General features: G+C 61.9%; 13 protein-coding genes. 7 read left to right on the forward strand and 6 right to left on the reverse strand.

Going from position 1 to position 17,198, the window contains the following annotated elements; genetic code table 11:
* Window positions 1-21: 21 nt before the first annotated feature.
* A complete protein-coding gene (locus J9788_RS16690) occupies window positions 22-1,218 on the forward strand; it encodes a methionine gamma-lyase (protein WP_182265292.1) in 1,197 nt (398 codons plus the stop codon).
* 36 nt (window positions 1,219-1,254) lie between these two features.
* Here J9788_RS16690 and J9788_RS16695 read toward each other — a convergent pair whose 3' ends face one another.
* The 4 genes from J9788_RS16695 to J9788_RS16710 form a co-directional block, all read right to left on the reverse strand.
* Window positions 1,255-2,649, reverse strand: a complete 1,395-nt coding sequence (locus tag J9788_RS16695; RefSeq protein WP_033652933.1) for an amino acid permease — start codon at window positions 2,647-2,649, stop codon at window positions 1,255-1,257.
* A 102-nt stretch (window positions 2,650-2,751) separates the two neighbouring features.
* Window positions 2,752-4,287 (reverse strand): histidine ammonia-lyase, encoded by a 1,536-nt coding sequence (hutH, locus tag J9788_RS16700; RefSeq protein WP_025301604.1) that lies wholly within the window; start codon window positions 4,285-4,287, stop codon window positions 2,752-2,754.
* Window positions 4,284-5,975, reverse strand: a complete 1,692-nt coding sequence (gene hutU, locus J9788_RS16705) for a urocanate hydratase (RefSeq protein ID WP_015376677.1) — start codon at window positions 5,973-5,975, stop codon at window positions 4,284-4,286. The genes hutH and hutU overlap by 4 nt, the downstream gene beginning before the upstream one ends.
* A 375-nt stretch (window positions 5,976-6,350) precedes the next feature.
* A complete protein-coding gene (locus tag J9788_RS16710) occupies window positions 6,351-7,691 on the reverse strand; it encodes an aromatic acid/H+ symport family MFS transporter (protein WP_033641877.1) in 1,341 nt (446 codons plus the stop codon).
* Window positions 7,692-8,018: 327 nt separating this feature from the next.
* Between J9788_RS16710 and queE the strand changes: the two genes are divergently transcribed.
* Both queE and J9788_RS16720 read left to right on the forward strand, forming a co-directional pair.
* Window positions 8,019-8,690: a 7-carboxy-7-deazaguanine synthase QueE gene (gene queE / locus J9788_RS16715; RefSeq protein ID WP_033641878.1), complete on the forward strand. Its 672-nt coding sequence runs from the start codon at window positions 8,019-8,021 to the stop codon at window positions 8,688-8,690.
* 43 nt (window positions 8,691-8,733) lie between these two features.
* Window positions 8,734-9,243: a GNAT family N-acetyltransferase gene (locus tag J9788_RS16720; protein WP_052759946.1), complete on the forward strand. Its 510-nt coding sequence runs from the start codon at window positions 8,734-8,736 to the stop codon at window positions 9,241-9,243.
* Between the two features lie 26 nt (window positions 9,244-9,269).
* On the opposite strand, the gene queD is transcribed toward J9788_RS16720, so the two are convergent.
* Window positions 9,270-9,629: a 6-carboxytetrahydropterin synthase QueD gene (gene queD / locus J9788_RS16725; RefSeq protein ID WP_004932638.1), complete on the reverse strand. Its 360-nt coding sequence runs from the start codon at window positions 9,627-9,629 to the stop codon at window positions 9,270-9,272.
* A gap of 436 nt (window positions 9,630-10,065) precedes the next feature.
* Between queD and cysJ the strand changes: the two genes are divergently transcribed.
* The 3 genes from cysJ (at window position 10,066) to J9788_RS16740 (ending at window position 14,376) form a co-directional block, all read left to right on the forward strand.
* Window positions 10,066-11,865, forward strand: coding sequence for an NADPH-dependent assimilatory sulfite reductase flavoprotein subunit (gene cysJ / locus J9788_RS16730; protein WP_182265293.1), 1,800 nt, complete (start codon window positions 10,066-10,068; stop codon window positions 11,863-11,865).
* Window positions 11,865-13,580, forward strand: a complete 1,716-nt coding sequence (gene cysI / locus J9788_RS16735; RefSeq protein ID WP_182265294.1) for an assimilatory sulfite reductase (NADPH) hemoprotein subunit — start codon at window positions 11,865-11,867, stop codon at window positions 13,578-13,580. Before cysJ ends, cysI begins: the two co-directional genes overlap by 1 nt.
* 61 nt (window positions 13,581-13,641) lie before the next feature.
* Entirely contained in the window at window positions 13,642-14,376 is a 735-nt protein-coding gene (locus tag J9788_RS16740) for a phosphoadenylyl-sulfate reductase (RefSeq protein ID WP_046898150.1), read from the forward strand.
* Between the two features lie 55 nt (window positions 14,377-14,431).
* Here the strand turns inward: J9788_RS16740 and J9788_RS16745 are convergent, their stop codons facing one another.
* Window positions 14,432-15,502 carry an aminopeptidase gene (locus tag J9788_RS16745; protein ID WP_046898199.1) on the reverse strand — a complete coding sequence of 357 codons (1,071 nt, stop codon included), beginning with the start codon at window positions 15,500-15,502 and terminating at the stop codon, window positions 14,432-14,434.
* A 261-nt stretch (window positions 15,503-15,763) separates the two neighbouring features.
* Here J9788_RS16745 and cysG point away from each other — a divergent pair, with 261 nt between their 5' ends.
* Window positions 15,764-17,194, forward strand: coding sequence for a siroheme synthase CysG (cysG, locus tag J9788_RS16750; protein ID WP_046898151.1), 1,431 nt, complete (start codon window positions 15,764-15,766; stop codon window positions 17,192-17,194).
* Window positions 17,195-17,198 lie beyond the last annotated feature (4 nt).

The following is a 17,198-nucleotide window of genomic DNA, read 5'->3' on the forward strand; positions in this document are numbered from 1 at the left end:
ACTCAGGTAAGGAGTTGTGTTATGTCCGCTACAGCAGTTGGCCACGACTTTGCCACCCGTGCTATCCATTACGGCTACGATCCTCAGCGCTATCAGGGGGCACTGTCTCCGCCGGTGTTTATGAGCTCTACGTTTGCTTTCCCCACTGCGGAATACGGCGGCGCGTGCTTTGCCGGCACCGAGCCGGGGTACTTTTACTCGCGCATCGCCAATCCGACGTTAAGCCTGCTCGAGCAACGCGTCGCCAACCTGGAGGAGGGGGAGGCGGCGGTGGCGTTCGCTTCCGGCATGGGGGCGATCACCGCCTGTTGCTGGACGCTGCTCAGACCAGGCGATGAGCTGATTGTCGACGAAACCGTGTATGGTTGCACCTTCAGCTACTTTCATCATGGTCTGGCGCGCTTTGGCGTCAAGATAACCCACGTTGATCTGACCCGGCCGGAGCGGCTGGCGGCGGCCATTGGACCGCGTACCCGCCTGGTGTATTGCGAAACGCCGGCCAATCCCAATATGCGTTTGATCGATATCGCCGCCGTAGCGGAGATTGCCCATCGGCATCAGGCGCTGTTGCTGGTGGACAACACCTATTGCACGCCCTATCTGCAGCGGCCTTTGGCGTTAGGCGCCGATATCGTGGTGCACTCGGCGACCAAGTACCTCGGCGGACACGGCGATCTCCTGGCCGGAATAGCGGTGACGCGTCAGGCGTTGGCCGAGGCGATCCGTCTGGAGGGGCTAAAGGACATGACCGGGGCGGTGCTGTCGGCGCAGGATGCCGCGCTGGTGCTGCGCGGGATGAAAACCCTGCCGCTGCGCATGGAGCGTCATTGCGATAACGCGCAGCGCCTGGCGGAGATGTTGGCGGAGCATCCGGCGGTCGAGCGGGTATATTACCCCGGCCTGGCGAACTTCCCGCAGCATGCGTTGGCGCAGCGGCAAATGGCGCGCCCCGGCGGCATGCTGGCGTTTGAGCTGCGGGGTGGCCTGCGTGCGGGCATTTGCTTCCTCAACGCGCTGCAGCTCATCTTGCGCGCGGTCAGCCTGGGCGATTGCGAAAGCCTGGCGCAACACCCGGCCAGCATGACGCACTCGGCCTACACGCCGGAAGAGCGGAAACGGCACCACATCAGCGAGGGGCTGGTGCGGTTGTCCGCCGGGCTGGAGGCGTTTGACGATCTGCAGGCGGATATCCTGCAGGCGTTGGCGCAGGCGCAATAAAAAACCCGCCGCAGCGGGTTTTAGCAGAAGCGAGCGTTACATCTGTTGCGTCGCCGCGGTCACCGGCGAACCGCCGCCTTTCTTGCGCACCCACAGCCAGTAAGCCACGGTGAGTAAAGCGATCCACACCAGCCCAACGTACAGCGCGATGCGGCTCTCTTCGAAATAGCCGAGCAGGCCGATGACGAATGCCATAAAGGCGGTCGCCAAGGCCGGCGCGACCGGCCACCACGGCACCGGGAAGCTCAACTGACGCGTTTCTTCCGGCGACAGCGTGCGGCGCATCACGATCTGCGACAGCAGGATCATCAGCCACACCCAGACGGTGGCGAAGGTGGCGATCGAGGCGATGATCATGAAGACCTTCTCCGGGATCAGGTAGTTGAGCACCACCGCCAACAGCAGGGCGACTGACATCACCAGCACCGTCATCCACGGCACGCCGCTGGCGGTCAGCTTGGTGAAGCTACGCGGCGCCTGGCCGTCCTGCGCCATGCCGTACATCATGCGGCCGGCGCCGAAGATGTCGCTGTTGATGGCGGAAATGGCGGCGGTGATCACCACCACGTTCAGCACGTTGGCGGCGGAGCTGATGCCGAGGTTGCTGAAGATCTCAACGAACGGGCTACCGTTCTGGCCGATGCTGTTCCACGGATAGATCGCCATCAGCACTGTCAGCGTCAGCACGTAAAACAGCAGGATGCGCACCGGCACGGCGTTGATCGCCTTCGGCAGCACTTTGGCGGGGTCTTTCGCCTCGCTGGCGGTGATGCCGATGATCTCGATGCCGCCGAAGGCGAACATCACCACCGCCAGCGAAGCGACCACGCCGCCGATGCCGTTAGGCATAAAGCCGCCGTGTTGCCACAGGTTGCTGATGCCGGTGGCGTGTTGGGCTTGCCCGAAACCGAACAGCATTACCGCCGCGCCGCCGACGATCATCGCCACGATGGCGGCGACCTTGACCAGCGACAGCCAGAACTCCAGCTCGCCGAAGACCTTGACGCTGCACAGGTTGAGCGCGCCGATAAACAGGATGATGCTGAGCACCCAAACCCACTGAGCGACGTCCGGGAACCACAGCCCCATATAGATGCCGAAGGCGGTGACGTCCGCCAGGGCGACGATCACCATTTCAAAGGTGTAGGTCCAGCCGGTGAGGAACCCGGCCAGCGGGCCGAGATAGTGGCTGGCGTAGTGGCCGAACGAGCCGGAAACCGGCTGATGCACCGCCATTTCACCCAGCGCGCGCATCACCATGAATACCGCCGCGCCGCCCACCAGATAGGCCAGCAGCACCGCCGGGCCGGCCAGTTGGATGGCGCCGGCGGAGCCGTAGAACAGGCCGGTGCCGATCGCCGAGCCGAGAGCCATGAAACGGATATGCCGCGCGTTTAGTCCGCGTCTGAGTTGGGTCGTTTCGTTACGCATGTTGTTTCCCGTTAAGTGTTTGCCGAACAGGCACGCGCTGCCCGCACCGGGTGGAACGCACCCGGCGGGGCAGAACAAACTGCGTGATTCAGTGTGTGATGATTATGCCTGGCTAGGCAGCAGCGCCGCAGGCAGCAGCGATGTCAGGTGACCGGCCGCCAAGAGTTGGCTGGCGGCTTCAATGTCGGGGGCGAAGAAACGATCCTTGTCGTAGAAACTGACATGCTCGCGCAGCAGACGGCGCGCCTGCTCCAGACCTTCCGAGGTCTTCAGGCCGTTGCGGAAATCCAGGCCCTGGCAGGCGGCCAGCCATTCGACCGCCAGAATGCCGCGCACGTTGTCCGCCATGCTCCACAGACGGCGACCGGCGGCCGGCGCCATGGAGACGTGGTCTTCCTGGTTGGCGGAGGTCGGGATGCTGTCGACGCTCGACGGATGCGCCAGCGCTTTGTTTTCGCTGGCCAGCGCCGCGGCGGTGACCTGAGCGATCATGAAGCCGGAGTTCACGCCGCCGTTTTCCACCAGGAACGGCGGCAGTTGCGACATGTGTTTGTCCATCATCAGCGAGATGCGACGTTCGGACAGCGAACCGATTTCGGCGAACGCCAGCGCCAGGTTATCGGCGGCCATCGCCACCGGTTCGGCATGGAAGTTGCCGCCGGACAGCACGTCACCCTGCTCGGCGAACACCAGCGGGTTATCGGAGACGGCGTTGGCTTCGATCTCCAGCACCTCGGCGGCCTGGCGGATCTGCGTCAGGCAGGCGCCCATTACCTGCGGCTGGCAGCGCAGGGAGTAAGGATCCTGCACTTTTTCGCAGTTGCGGTGCGAGTCGGAGACTTCGCTGCGCGCGCCGAGCAGGTGGCGGTAGGCGAGGGCGGCGTCGATCTGGCCGCGCTGGCCGCGCACCTCATGGATACGCGCATCGAACGGGCTGCGGGAGCCCAGCGCCGCTTCCACCGTCAGGCTGCCCGCCACGGTCGCGGCGGCGAACAGGTCTTCCGCGTCGAACAGCCCGCGCAGCGCGAAGGCGGCGGAGACCTGGGTGCCGTTCAGCAGCGCCAGGCCCTCTTTCGCCGCCAGCGTCAGCGGTTTCAGACCGGCCTTGGCCAGCGCTTCGGTCGCCGGCAGCCATTGGCCCTGATGACGCGCCTGGCCTTCGCCCAGCAGCACCAGGCTCATGTGCGCCAGCGGCGCCAGGTCGCCGGAGGCGCCGACCGAGCCCTTCAGCGGGATATGCGGATAAACTTCGGCGTTGACCAGCGCGATCAGCGCCTGGATGACTTCCAGACGAATGCCGGAGAAGCCGCGCGACAGGCTGTTGATTTTCAGCACCATGATCAGGCGCACCAGATTGTCGTCGGTGGGCTCGCCCACGCCGGCGGCGTGTGACAGCACGATCGAACGCTGCAGGTTTTCCAAATCGTCGCGGGCGATGCGCGTCGAAGCCAGCAGGCCAAACCCGGTGTTGATGCCGTAAGTGGTGCGGTTTTCTTCAACGATGCGTTCCACGCAGGCCACGCTCTGCTGGATAGGGCCGTAGGCGTTGTCGTCCAGCGTCAGCGTCACCGGGTGTTGATACACGTCGCGTAGCTGGGCCAGCGTCAGTTTGCCTGGGCGAATAGTCAGCGCTTTCATGCTTTTTCTCCTTGGGTCGCGGCAACCATCGGCAGGTTCAGGCCTTGCTCACGGGCGCAGTCGATAGCGATATCGTAACCGGCGTCGGCGTGACGCATGACCCCGGTAGCCGGGTCATTGTGCAGGACGCGGGCGATGCGCTCGGCGGCTTCGTCGGTGCCGTCGCAGACGATCACCATGCCGGAGTGTTGGGAGAAGCCCATGCCGACGCCGCCGCCGTGGTGCAGGGAAACCCAGGTGGCGCCGCTGGCGGTATTCAGCAGCGCGTTCAGCAGCGGCCAGTCGGAAACGGCATCGGAACCGTCTTTCATCGCTTCGGTTTCACGGTTCGGGCTGGAAACGGAGCCGGAATCCAGGTGGTCGCGGCCGATGACGATCGGGGCGGACAGTTCGCCGCGGCGCACCATCTCGTTGAACGCCAGGCCCAGCTTGGCGCGCTGGCCGAGGCCAACCCAGCAGATGCGCGCCGGCAGGCCCTGGAAGCTGATGCGCTCGCGCGCCATGTCCAGCCAGCGGTGCAGGTGCTCGTCATCCGGGATCAGCTCTTTCACCATGGCGTCGGTTTTGTAGATGTCCTGCGGATCGCCGGACAGCGCCGCCCAGCGGAACGGCCCGATGCCGCGGCAGAACAGCGGACGGATGTAGGCCGGCACGAAGCCCGGGAAGTCGAAGGCGTTGTCGACGCCGGTTTCTTTCGCCATCTGGCGAATGTTGTTGCCGTAGTCGAAGGTCGGCACGCCCATCTGCTGGAACGCCAGCATGGCTTTGACGTGATCGGCCATCGATTGCTTGGCGGCGGCGACCACTTTGGCCGGCTCGGTTTGCGCGCGCTGGCGATACTCTTCCCAGCTCCAGCCCTTCGGCAGGTAGCCGTTCAGCGGATCGTGGGCGCTGGTCTGGTCGGTGACCATGTCCGGGCGCACGCCGCGGCGCACCAGCTCAGGCAGGATTTCCGCCGCGTTGCCGCACAGAGCGATGGAGATGGCTTTGCCTTCTGCGGTGTATTTTTTGATGCGGGCCAGCGCGTCGTCCAGATCTTTGGCCTGCTCATCGACGTAGCGGGTTTTCAGACGGAAATCGATGCGGCTCTGCTGACATTCGATGTTCAGCGAGCAGGCGCCCGCCAGCGTCGCGGCCAGCGGCTGGGCGCCGCCCATGCCGCCCAGACCGGCGGTCAGCACCCAGCGCCCCTGCAGACTGCCGTCGTAGTGCTGGCGGCCCGCTTCGACGAAGGTTTCATAGGTGCCCTGAACGATGCCCTGGCTGCCGATGTAGATCCAGCTGCCGGCGGTCATCTGGCCGTACATCGCCAGGCCTTTGGCGTCCAGCTCGTTGAAGTGTTCCCAGGTTGCCCAGTGCGGCACCAGGTTGGAGTTGGCGATCAGCACGCGCGGCGCGTTGCTGTGGGTTTTGAATACGCCGACCGGTTTGCCGGACTGCACCAGAAGGGTTTCGTCTTCTTCCAGCGTTTTCAGGGTTTCGACGATCTTGTCGTAGCAATCCCAGTCGCGCGCGGCGCGGCCGATGCCGCCGTACACCACCAGCTCGTGTGGGTTCTCCGCAACTTCAGGATCGAGGTTGTTCATCAGCATGCGTAACGGCGCTTCGGTCAGCCAGCTTTTTGCGTTTAATTGTGTGCCGCGTGGCGCGCGTACATCGACATTGCGAACTTTGTTATTTGTAGTCACAGCATTTTCCTCAAACAGTATCGGTGCAGATTCCATGCCGCGGTGGGGATGAGTACCACGGCATAACAATGCGTAGGGCTTATTAACATATACTTGTATGTACAAGCATATGCAACACTGACCAGTTGCCGCTGAAAAGTGGCATAAGAAAAAGTTATTTTCTTTTTATATCAGATTGATATGCGATTTTTTATCGCCGGTCTCAGGTACGGGAAGCCGGAGAAAAGTGAGCTGTTCGGCAAAAATGAATTAAAATTGACTCATTTTTGGGCGGCTAGTCACAATATTTTTACAGTCTGATTACAGTTGACGGCGGAGGATAAAAAAGCCCTATCGCCGCAGGAAGAAAGCCCGCCGTGGGCGGGCTTGCAAGGGTCAGGCGGCCGGCTGTAGCGTCGGTTTGCGGCTCATCTTGCACACCGTGGCGATGGCGGCGATCAGCGCCGGCACGCACAGGAACATCAGGATGCTCTGCACTTCCCACTGCATGGCCAGCAGTTGGGCGCCCATCATGGTGCCGGCGACGCCGCCGAAGCGGCCGATGCCCTGCATCCAGGCGATGCCGGTGGCGCGGCTGTGGGTCGGGTAGAAGGTCGCCGCCAGCGTTTGCAGCCCGGACTGCGCGCCGTTCATGGTGACGCCCATCAGGAAGATGAAGGCGCCCAGCAGCACGATCTGTTTATCCTCGGTGGCCATCGCCACGATCAGCAGGGCGGTGACGACAAAGCCGCTCGAGACGACTTTGTGCGCATTCCAGCGGTCCATCAACCAGCCGGCCACCAGGATGCCCAGCGTGCCGCCGAAGGTGAACAGCGAGGTGAGCATCGCCGATTGCTCCAACTGATAGCCCAATCCCTGCATCAGGATCGGCATCCAGCTCAGCAACACGTAGTAGATCACCAGCCCCATAAAGTAGGTCAGCCACAGCATCAGCGTGCCGAGCAGGTAAGGGCGGCTGAACAGCAGGCCGACGCTGGTCTTGGTCTGCGCCAGCTTCTCTTCGTACAGGTAAAAACGCGTCACGCCGTCGAGGCTCCGGCTAACGAAGCGCTGCGCGATGCGCTTGATCTTCGCCGCATCCTGGCCGCGGTTAACCATATATTTGACCGACTCCGGCAGCAGCAGGATCAGCAGGACAGTCAAGACCAGCGGGGCGATGGCGCCGAGCAGCAGCACGCTGTGCCAGCCGTAGTTCGGGATCAGCCACGATGAAATGGCGCCGCCGCCGGCCGCGCCCAGCGGAAAACCGCAGTACATGGTGTTGATCGCCAGCGAACGGCAGCGCTGCGGTGCGTATTCGGAGATCAAGGTAATGGCGTTGGGCATCGCCGCCCCCAGCCCGAGGCCGGTGAGGAAGCGCCACAGCGTCAGGCTGTTGAGCGAACCGGCATAGGCGGTGGCCAGGCTCGACAGGCCGAAGAACAGACAGGAAAACACCAGCACGCGCTTGCGGCCGATGCGGTCGGAGATCGGCCCGGCGATCAGCGCGCCGAGCGACAGCCCCAGCAGCGCAGCGCTCAGCACCGGTCCAAGATCCTGCTTCACGATGCCCCAGTCTTTGGCGACCGAGGGGGCGATATAGCCCATGGCGGCGGTATCGAAACCGTCGATGGCGAGGATCAGAAATCCGAGAATGATCAGTGTCCAGTGAAACAGCGAAAACTTGCTGTCGTCGATGGCCTGTTGAATGTTTAACTCGCTGGTGGAATGAGTCATGGCACCCTCTAAACGCAGATGTAGTCGTGATGGATGGAACGTGGCCGAAACTGGCGCTCGGCTTGTGTTTGCTTGTATATACATCTGCGCGTCGGCGCTTTATGTCAAATATAATTATCTTATTTGTTAACTGCGTGTTGTTTTCTGTGGAGCAGGTTGCACCGCCGATGAAAGGCCAAAGACCGGTTAACAAATTAAATGAACGCCCTTGGCGGTGAGATATGCTGACGGCGGCGCGGAGGATAAAATTTAATACAATTTTGGCCGTTTGGTCGCCGGGCCGGAATCTGCGATAATCGCTTTTTACTTTTCCAGATTGAGAAACCGATGCAGTACCCGATCAACGAGATGTTCCAAACCTTGCAGGGCGAAGGCTTTTTCACCGGCGTTCCGGCCATTTTCATCCGCCTGCAGGGCTGCCCGGTAGGGTGCAGCTGGTGCGACACCAAACATACCTGGGAAAAGGAAGCCCATCGGGAAGTAGACCTGCAACGGATCCTGGTCAAAACAGAAGAGAGCGACGCCTGGGGCAATGCCGGCGCCGAGCAGCTGTTGGCGGTGATGCGCCAACAAGGTTACACCGCGCGCCATGTGGTGATCACCGGCGGTGAACCCTGCATCTACGATCTGGCGCCGTTGACCGAGCTGTTCGAACAGCACGGCTACCGTTGCCAGATTGAAACCAGCGGCACCCACGAAATTCGCTGTTCCGCCAACACCTGGGTGACGGTTTCGCCCAAGGTGAATATGCGCGGCGGCATGAAGGTGCTGGATCAGGCGCTGCGGCGCGCCGACGAGGTGAAGCATCCGGTGGCGCGCGAGCGCGATATCGAGGCGCTGGATGCGCTGCTGGCGACGCTGCAGGACGATAAGGCGCGCATTATCGCGCTGCAGCCGATCAGCCAGAAAGAAGAGGCGACCCGCCTGTGCATCGAAACCTGCATTGCGCGCAATTGGCGGCTGTCGATGCAGACCCACAAATATCTGAATATCGCCTGAGTTTTTTATTGGCCGCAGGCCTTCGAACGGGACGGGAGTTACGGTGAAAATTGTATCGCGTGCATTCGAGGCGGTGACGGAAGCGGAATTGCGGTCGATTCGCTCGCTGTTGTCTGACGCTTTCCCCGAGATAACCGACGGATTTTATCGGCGGCAGGTGCCGGCTTGCCTGGTGACCGCCACGGAAGGCGAGGCGATCGTCGGCCAACTGGCGGTGCATGAGCGGCCGGTGTTGATTGACGGTGAGGCCGAGGTGATCGGCATCATCGGGCTGGTGGCCGTGGCACACACGCATCGGCGCCGCGGCGTGGCCGCAAACATGCTGGTGAAGGCGCATGACTATTTGCGCAGTAAAGGGATCGCGTATTCCATACTGTTTGCGGTAAGCGAAAAGTACTATACCGGCGCCGGCTATCGGGCGATGGAAAACGAGACGGCGTTCATTGAGGATGGCGAGAGCAAAACGTTTGTCTATCGAGGGGGAATGGCGCTGAGCCTGTCGGAAAGGCCCTGGACGACGCGGCGTCTGGATCTGCAAGGCGAGGTAGTGTGAGGGTATCTGCACATACCCTCACGGCATCAACCTTTATATACGCATCCCGCCGTACAGGTCTCTTTCACCATCACCGCAGTCAGTTCCGGTAACTGGGGCTTGAGCTGCTGCCAAATCCAGGCGGCGAGCACTTCGCTGGTGGGATTTTCCAATCCTGGAATATCGTTCAGATAATGGTGATCCAGCCGCTCCCAGATCGGGGAAAACACAGCCTTGAGCTCGGCGAAATCCATCACCCAACCGGTGTGGGGATCCACTTCACCGGTCACTTCCAGACGCACCATAAACGAATGCCCATGCAGACGGCCGCATTTGTGGCCCTCCGGCACATGCGGCAAACGGTGTGCGGCTTCAAACTGAAAATCTTTAAACAGCGTGGTTGCCATTATTACGGCCTCATTGACTCAAAAACCGCCGCATAGTACCGGAAAGCGCGTCTGCTTGCCATTTATACCGTTATGGTCTACCGCCACGGCAAACGCATCCGGTTAACACTTTTTTTGTTTGGTGTCTGCGGCACCTATCGGCTGGGGTTATGAGCCGAAATGTTGAACGGTGAAAAAATGATGAAAAAAAGCGCTTTATTTTCATCTGGATAAAAAACTTTGTTTAACGGTTTAAGCGTTATCCCTTACCGGAAAAACAGCTTAGTCATTTTGGTTATGATTTATTGCTATCCCTTATTTAATCGTTGCTATTCTGCTCGGTAACCTTACAAACTCTCCTGATCTTTTCCGCACGCCCGACGCAGCGAAGAGACAGCGACTGACACTGGCGCGCGCCTGGCAGGAAAGGCGCTAAGTATAGGAAATAAGTACAGCAATGACGACTCAGGCTCCTCCAACATCTTTGCTCCCGCTGACGCCCGAACAGCTGGCACGCCTGCAGGCGACGATCGGCGATTATTCGCCGACGCAGCTGGCGTGGCTGTCCGGCTATTTTTGGGGCATGGTCAATCAACAGCCAGGAGCCGTGGCCATTGCGCCCGCCGCCCCTGCCGCCGCCGGCATCACCATCATTTCTGCTTCGCAGACCGGCAATGCGCGCCGCCTGGCGGAGCAGCTGCGCGACGATTTGCTGGCCGCCAATCTGAACGCCACGCTGATCAGCGCCGGCGATTACAAGTTCAAACAGATAGCGCAAGAGCGCCTGCTGGTGATCGTCGCCTCCACGCAAGGGGAGGGCGAGCCGGCGGAAGAAGCGGTGGCGCTGCATAAATACCTGTTCTCGAAAAAGGCGCCGAAACTGAGTGACACCGCGTTTGCGGTGTTCGGGCTGGGCGACACCTCTTATGAGAATTTCTGTCAGTCCGGTAAAGATTTCGACGCCAAGTTGGCCGAACTGGGCGCCGAGCGCCTGGTGGAGCGCGTGGATGCCGACGTGGAGTATCAGGAACTGGCCGCCGCCTGGCGCAAACAGGTGGTGTCGGTGCTGAAGGCGCGCGCGCCGGCGGAAAGCGCCGCGCCGGGCACGTTGGCCAGCGGCGCGGTCGACCTGATCGACAGCAGCCCGTACAGCAAGGAACAACCGCTCACCGCCCAACTGGCGGTCAAGCAGAAAATTACCGGCCGCGCGTCCGATAAAGACGTGCGCCATATCGAGATAGACCTGGGCGATTCCGGCCTGCGCTACCAGCCGGGCGATGCGCTCGGCGTATGGTTCGACAACGATCCGGCGCTGGTGGACGAACTGGTGCAGCTACTGTGGCTGAAAGGCGACGAACCGGTCGAGGTGGAAGGACAGACTCTGCCGCTGGCGCAGGCGCTGCGCAGCCATTTCGAACTGACGCAGAACACCACGCCGATCGTCGATAAATACGCCGCGCTGTCGCGCGACGAAACGCTGATCGGTCTGTTGGCGGATAAAGCCGCGCTGCAGCAGTATGCGCACAACACGCCGATCGTCGACATGGTGCGCCAGGCGCCGGCGGATCTGAGCGCCGAACAGCTGGTCGGGCTGCTGCGTCCGCTGACGCCGCGCCTGTACTCCATCGCCTCTTCACAGGCGGAAAATGAGAACGAAGTGCACATCACCGTGGGCGTCGTGCGTTACGACATCGACGGGCGCGCTCGCAGCGGCGGCGCCTCCGGTTTCCTGGCGGATCGCCTGGAGGAGGACGGCGACGTGCGGGTGTTTATCGAGCACAACGACAACTTCCGTCTGCCGGCCAACCCGGAAACGCCAGTGATCATGATCGGCCCGGGCACCGGCATCGCGCCGTTCCGCGCCTTTATGCAGCAGCGCGACGCCGACGGCGCCGGCGGCAAAAACTGGCTGTTCTTCGGCAACCCGCACTTTACCGAAGATTTCCTGTACCAGGTTGAATGGCAGCGCTACGTGAAAGACGGCCTGCTCACCCGCATCGATCTGGCCTGGTCCCGCGACCAGCAACATAAAATATACGTACAAGACAAACTGCGCGAACAGGGCGCGGAAGTGTGGCGCTGGATTCAGGAAGGCGCGCACATTTACGTCTGCGGCGATGCCAATCGCATGGCGAAAGACGTGGAACACACATTACTGGAACTGGTGGCCGAGCACGGTGGCATGGATACCGAGCAGGCGGATGAATTTTTAAGTGAGCTGCGCCTTGAGCGCCGTTATCAGCGAGATGTTTACTGATGAGTGATAAACACCCCGGGCCTTTGGTAGTCGAAGGCAAACTGGCCGATGCGGAGCGCATGAAGAAGGAGAGCAACTTCTTGCGCGGCACCATCGCCGAAGATTTGAACGACGGTCTGACCGGCGGCTTCAACGGCGACAACTTCCTGCTGATCCGTTTTCACGGCATGTACCAGCAGGATGACCGCGACATTCGCGCCGAACGCGCCGAGCAGAAGCTGGAGCCGCGCCACGCCATGATGCTGCGCTGCCGCCTGCCGGGCGGCGTCATCAGTCCGCAGCAGTGGCTGGGCATCGACAAGTTCGCGCAGGAAAGCACGCTGTACGGCAGCATTCGCATCACCAACCGCCAGACGTTCCAGTTTCATGGCATCCTGAAAGGCAACGTCAAACCGGTGCATCAGTTGCTGAATCGCCTGGGGCTGGACGCGCTGGCGACCGCCAACGACGTGAACCGCAACGTGCTGTGCACCTCCAACCCGGTGGAGTCCGAGCTGCATCAGGAAGCCTACGAGTGGGCGAAGAAGATCTCCGAACACCTGCTGCCGCGCACCCGCGCCTACGCAGAGGTGTGGCTGGATCAGGAAAAGGTGGCCACCACCGACGAAGAGCCAATTCTGGGGCCGACCTACCTGCCGCGTAAATTCAAAACCACGGTGGTGATCCCGCCGCAGAACGACGTCGATCTGCACGCCAACGACATGAACTTCGTGGCGATCGCCGAAAACGGCAAGCTGGTGGGCTTCAACCTGCTGGTGGGCGGCGGGCTGTCTATCGAGCACGGCAACAAGAAAACCTACGCGCGTCAGGCCAGCGAGTTCGGTTACATTCCGCTCGAGCATACGCTGGCGGTGGCGGAAGCGGTGGTGACCACGCAGCGCGACTGGGGCAACCGTACCGATCGCAAGAACGCCAAGACCAAATACACGCTGGAGCGCGTCGGCGTGGACGTTTTCCGCACCGAAGTGGAAAAGCGCGCCGGCATCACCTTCGCGCCGATCCGGCCGTATGAATTCACCGGCCGCGGCGATCGCATCGGTTGGGTGAAGGGTATCGACGATCAGTGGCATCTGACGCTGTTTATCGAGAACGGTCGCCTGCTGGACTATCCGGGGCGTCCGCTGAAGACCGGCATGGCGGAGATCGCCAAGATCCATAAAGGCGACTTCCGCCTGACGGCGAACCAAAACGTGATCATCGCCGGCGTGCCGGAAAGCGAGAAGGCGAAGATTGAAGCCCTGGCGCGCGAACATGGTCTGATCGACGACCAGATCAGCGAGCAACGCAAAAACTCGATGGCCTGCGTGTCTTTCCCGACCTGCCCGCTGGCGATGGCGGAGGCCGAGCGCTTCTTGCCGCAGTTCGTCACCAAGGTCGAGGGGATCATGCATCGGCACGGGATGGGCGACGAGCATATCGTGCTGCGCATCACCGGCTGCCCGAACGGCTGCGGCCGCGCGCTGCTGGCGGAGCTGGGGCTGGTGGGCAAGGCGGTCGGCCGCTATAACCTGCATTTGGGCGGCAACCGTGAAGGCACGCGCATTCCGCGCATGTACCGCGAGAACATCAACGAAGACGAGATCCTGAGCGAGGTAGACCTGTTGGTGGGGCGCTGGGCAAAGGAACGTAACGCCGGCGAGGGCTTCGGCGACTTCACCGTGCGCGCGGGCATCGTCAAACCGGTGCTGGATCCGGCGCGGGATTTCTGGGAGTGAGGCCGGGCGGCCTCTGGGCAGAGGGGGCGCACAGGCAATTTCAAGCATCAGGAGAGACAACATGGCTGAATTCGATCTGGCGGCGCTGAACGCGTTGCCTAAATCCGGGCAGGCGCTGGCATTGGCGGTGGTCAACGGCCAACTGGAGACCCTCAGCGCCGAACAGCGCGTTGAATGGGCGCTGGCGCATCTGCCCGGCGAGTTCGTACTCTCGTCCAGTTTCGGCATTCAGGCGGCGGTGTGTCTGCACCTGGTGACGCGCATCCGGCCGGATATCCCGGTGATCCTGACCGACACCGGTTACCTGTTCCCGGAAACCTACCGCTTTATCGATCAACTGGCCGACCAGCTGAAGCTGAATCTGCAGGTGTTCCGCGCGGAGCAGTCTCCCGCCTGGCAAGAGGCGCGCTATGGCAAACTGTGGGAGCAGGGTGTGGAAGGGATTGAAAAATACAACCAGATCAACAAGGTCGAGCCGATGAACCGCGCGCTGGAGACGCTGGGCGCGCAGAGCTGGTTCGCCGGCCTGCGGCGCGAGCAGTCCGGCAGCCGCGCCAATCTGCCGGTACTGGCGGTGCAGCGTGGGGTGTTCAAGATCCTGCCGATCATCGACTGGGACAACCGCAAGATTTACCAGTATCTGACCGAACACGGGCTGAGTTATCACCCGCTGTGGGAGCAGGGTTACCTGTCGGTAGGCGATACCCACACCACTCAAAAGTGGGAGCCGGGCATGAGCGAGGAAGAGACGCGCTTCTTTGGCCTGAAGCGCGAGTGCGGTCTGCACGAAGGCTAAACGACGCGAATGACATCACAGGGCTCAGCAATGCTGGGCCCTGTTTTTTTACGGGCTACTTTTTCTTTTGCGCTTTCGGCGGGTGCGCCTGCGCCAGCTCTTTGATCAAGGGCAGCAGGATCTGCACGCTGTCGCGGCTGCGTTTGTCGATCCGCCCCGGCAGGTAGCGATCCAGATATTGCAGGTTGTCGTATTGCGGGCGGTGCCAGGTGATGCCCTGCGGGAAGTGCGGGCTGACGGCGCGCTGCTGGTAACCGTCCTTGTCGCCCAGCGACCAGTTGGTGGCCTCCACCGACAAGACCGGGATGCCTGCGGCGTCGAACACCTCTTGATCGGAACAGCAGCCGGTGCCTTGCGGATGCTGCGCGTTGCCTGGGTTGGTGGCGGCGGCGATGCCGTAGCGGTGGGCGATATCCAGCGCGCGATCGCGGGAGCGCTTCGCCATCTGCGGCGGCGTGTTGCGCCCGGCGTTGAAGTACAGACGATCGCCGGTGATCAGGCTGTCGAGATTGATCACCAGCACGGTGTTGCTTTTCTCTTCCGCGCTCATGCGCTGCAGGTAGTTCTGCGCGCCCAGCGAACCGATCTCTTCAGCGCTGGTGGCGACGAAGCGCAGGCCGTAGGCGGTGGGGATATCCTTCAGGCGTTCCGCCAGCTCCAGCATCACGCCGATGCCGGAGGCGTTGTCGTCGACGCCCTGCAGCGTCAGGCCGCCGAGATTGTTATCCAGATCCTCGTCGCTCTGCGGCGTATAGGTGTCGAAGTGGGCGACGACCACGATTTGTTTCGGGCTGTCGCCGTTGCGGGCGGCGATCACCGAGCTGGCGGTGACGTTATTCCAGTTCTTCTTGCCGTCTTTGCTGGTGTAGAGATAGCGCGTGTTGACGCTGCGAATATCGCTTTGGTAACCCATCTTGCTGAACTGCTGCTTCAGGTAGTCGGCGGTGAGCAGTTCGGCTGGGCTGCCCGCCATGCGGCCGGGGAAGTAAGTGGCGATGTGGCGGGTCTGTTCGGCGGCGAAACGGCCCATAGGCGCGTCTTTTGCGGGCTGTGCGGCACACACGCTGAAGACGCCGCCGAGTGCGAGGGCCAGCAGGCTGGTCTTCAGGTAAAAACGGGAAAACATACCGAAAAATCCTTCTTTGCTATCGGCGCTGCCGATCATTTTTCTTCGGCGCCCAGTATGAGACGACGGGCGGCATTACACAATTTCCCTGTCTCTTAATTTTCGCGCGAACGCGCAAATCGCCGTCGCGATGAGCATGGTTTGCCTCCTGCGCTGCGGCCTATATTCCATAAAGGAACTAATCATTCCTTTTCGTCATTTCAGAGGCTAAATCTCAGCCCGTATAGTCACACTATCTTTCTGTTATATGAAAAGGCTGTTGTGGACTATCTACCAATATTCGCCGACCTGAAACAACGTCCGGTGCTGGTCGTTGGCGGTGGGGACGTGGCGGCGCGCAAAGTCTTCCTGCTTCAGCGCGCCGGGGCTGAAATACGGATAGTTGCGCAGTCGCTCTCACCGGAACTGGAACAACAACGTCAGCAAGGGCGGGTGCTCTGGCTGGGGAAAACCTTTGATCCGCAGCAGTTGGACGACGTGTTTCTGGCGATCGCCGCCACGGACGACAATGCGCTGAACGCTGCGGTGTTCGCCGAGGCGGATAAACGACGGGTGCTGGCCAACGTGGTGGACGATCAGCCGCGCTGTTCGTTCATCTTCCCGTCGATCATCGATCGTTCGCCGCTGGTGGTGGCCGTATCGTCCAGCGGCCAGGCGCCGGTGCTGGCGCGGTTGCTGCGCGAAAAGCTGGAGGCGTTGCTGCCCGCCAGTTTGGGGCAGATGGCGCAGGTGGCGGGCCGCTGGCGCGGCCAGGTCAAACAGCGGTTGGCTTCGATCGGCGAACGTCGCCGTTTCTGGGAAAAAACCTTCGGCGGCCGTTTCGCCACGCTGGTGGCCAACGGCCAGACGGCGCAGGCGGAACGGCAGCTGGAGCAGGATTTACACCGCTTCGCCGCAGGCGATGAGGGCGCACAGGGCGAGATAGCCCTGGTGGGCGCCGGGCCGGGCGACGTGGGGCTGTTGACCCTGCGCGGGCTGCAGGTGATGCAGCAGGCGGACGTGGTGCTGTATGACCATCTGGTCAGCGGCGAGATCCTCGATCTGGTGCGGCGCGACGCCGAGCGCATCTGCGTGGGCAAGCGCGCCGGCGCGCACTCGGTGATCCAGGAAGAGACCAACCGGCTGCTGGTGGAGCTGGCGCAGCAGGGCAAACGGGTGGTGCGCCTCAAGGGCGGCGATCCGTTCATCTTTGGCCGCGGCGGCGAAGAGCTGCAGGTGGCCGCCGCCGCCGGCATTCCGTTCCAGGTGGTGCCGGGCGTCACGGCCGCCGCGGGGGCGACCGCCTACGCAGGCATTCCGCTGACGCACCGCGACCACGCGCAGAGTGTGACCTTTATCACCGGCCACTGCCGCCCCGACGGCGATGGCCTGGACTGGGCCGATCTGGCCCGGGCGCGGCAGACGCTGGCTATCTACATGGGCACCATGAAGGCGGCGGATATCAGCCAGCGCCTGATCGCCCACGGTCGCGACGCCGCGACGCCGGTGGCGGTGATCAGCCGCGGCACACGCGCCGATCAGCAGGTGCAGATCGGCACGCTGGAACAACTGGAATATCTGGCCCAACGGGCGCCGTTGCCGGCGCTGCTGGTGATCGGCGAAGTGGTGGAACTGCATCACCAAATCGCCTGGTTCGGGCATCAATCGCAGACGGAAGGGGCCGCGCGCCCGGCCGTCGTGAATTTGGCATAGGCAA

Source organism: Serratia sp. X10, from assembly GCF_017811775.1.
Taxonomy (GTDB): Bacteria; Pseudomonadota; Gammaproteobacteria; order Enterobacterales; family Enterobacteriaceae; genus Serratia; species Serratia ureilytica.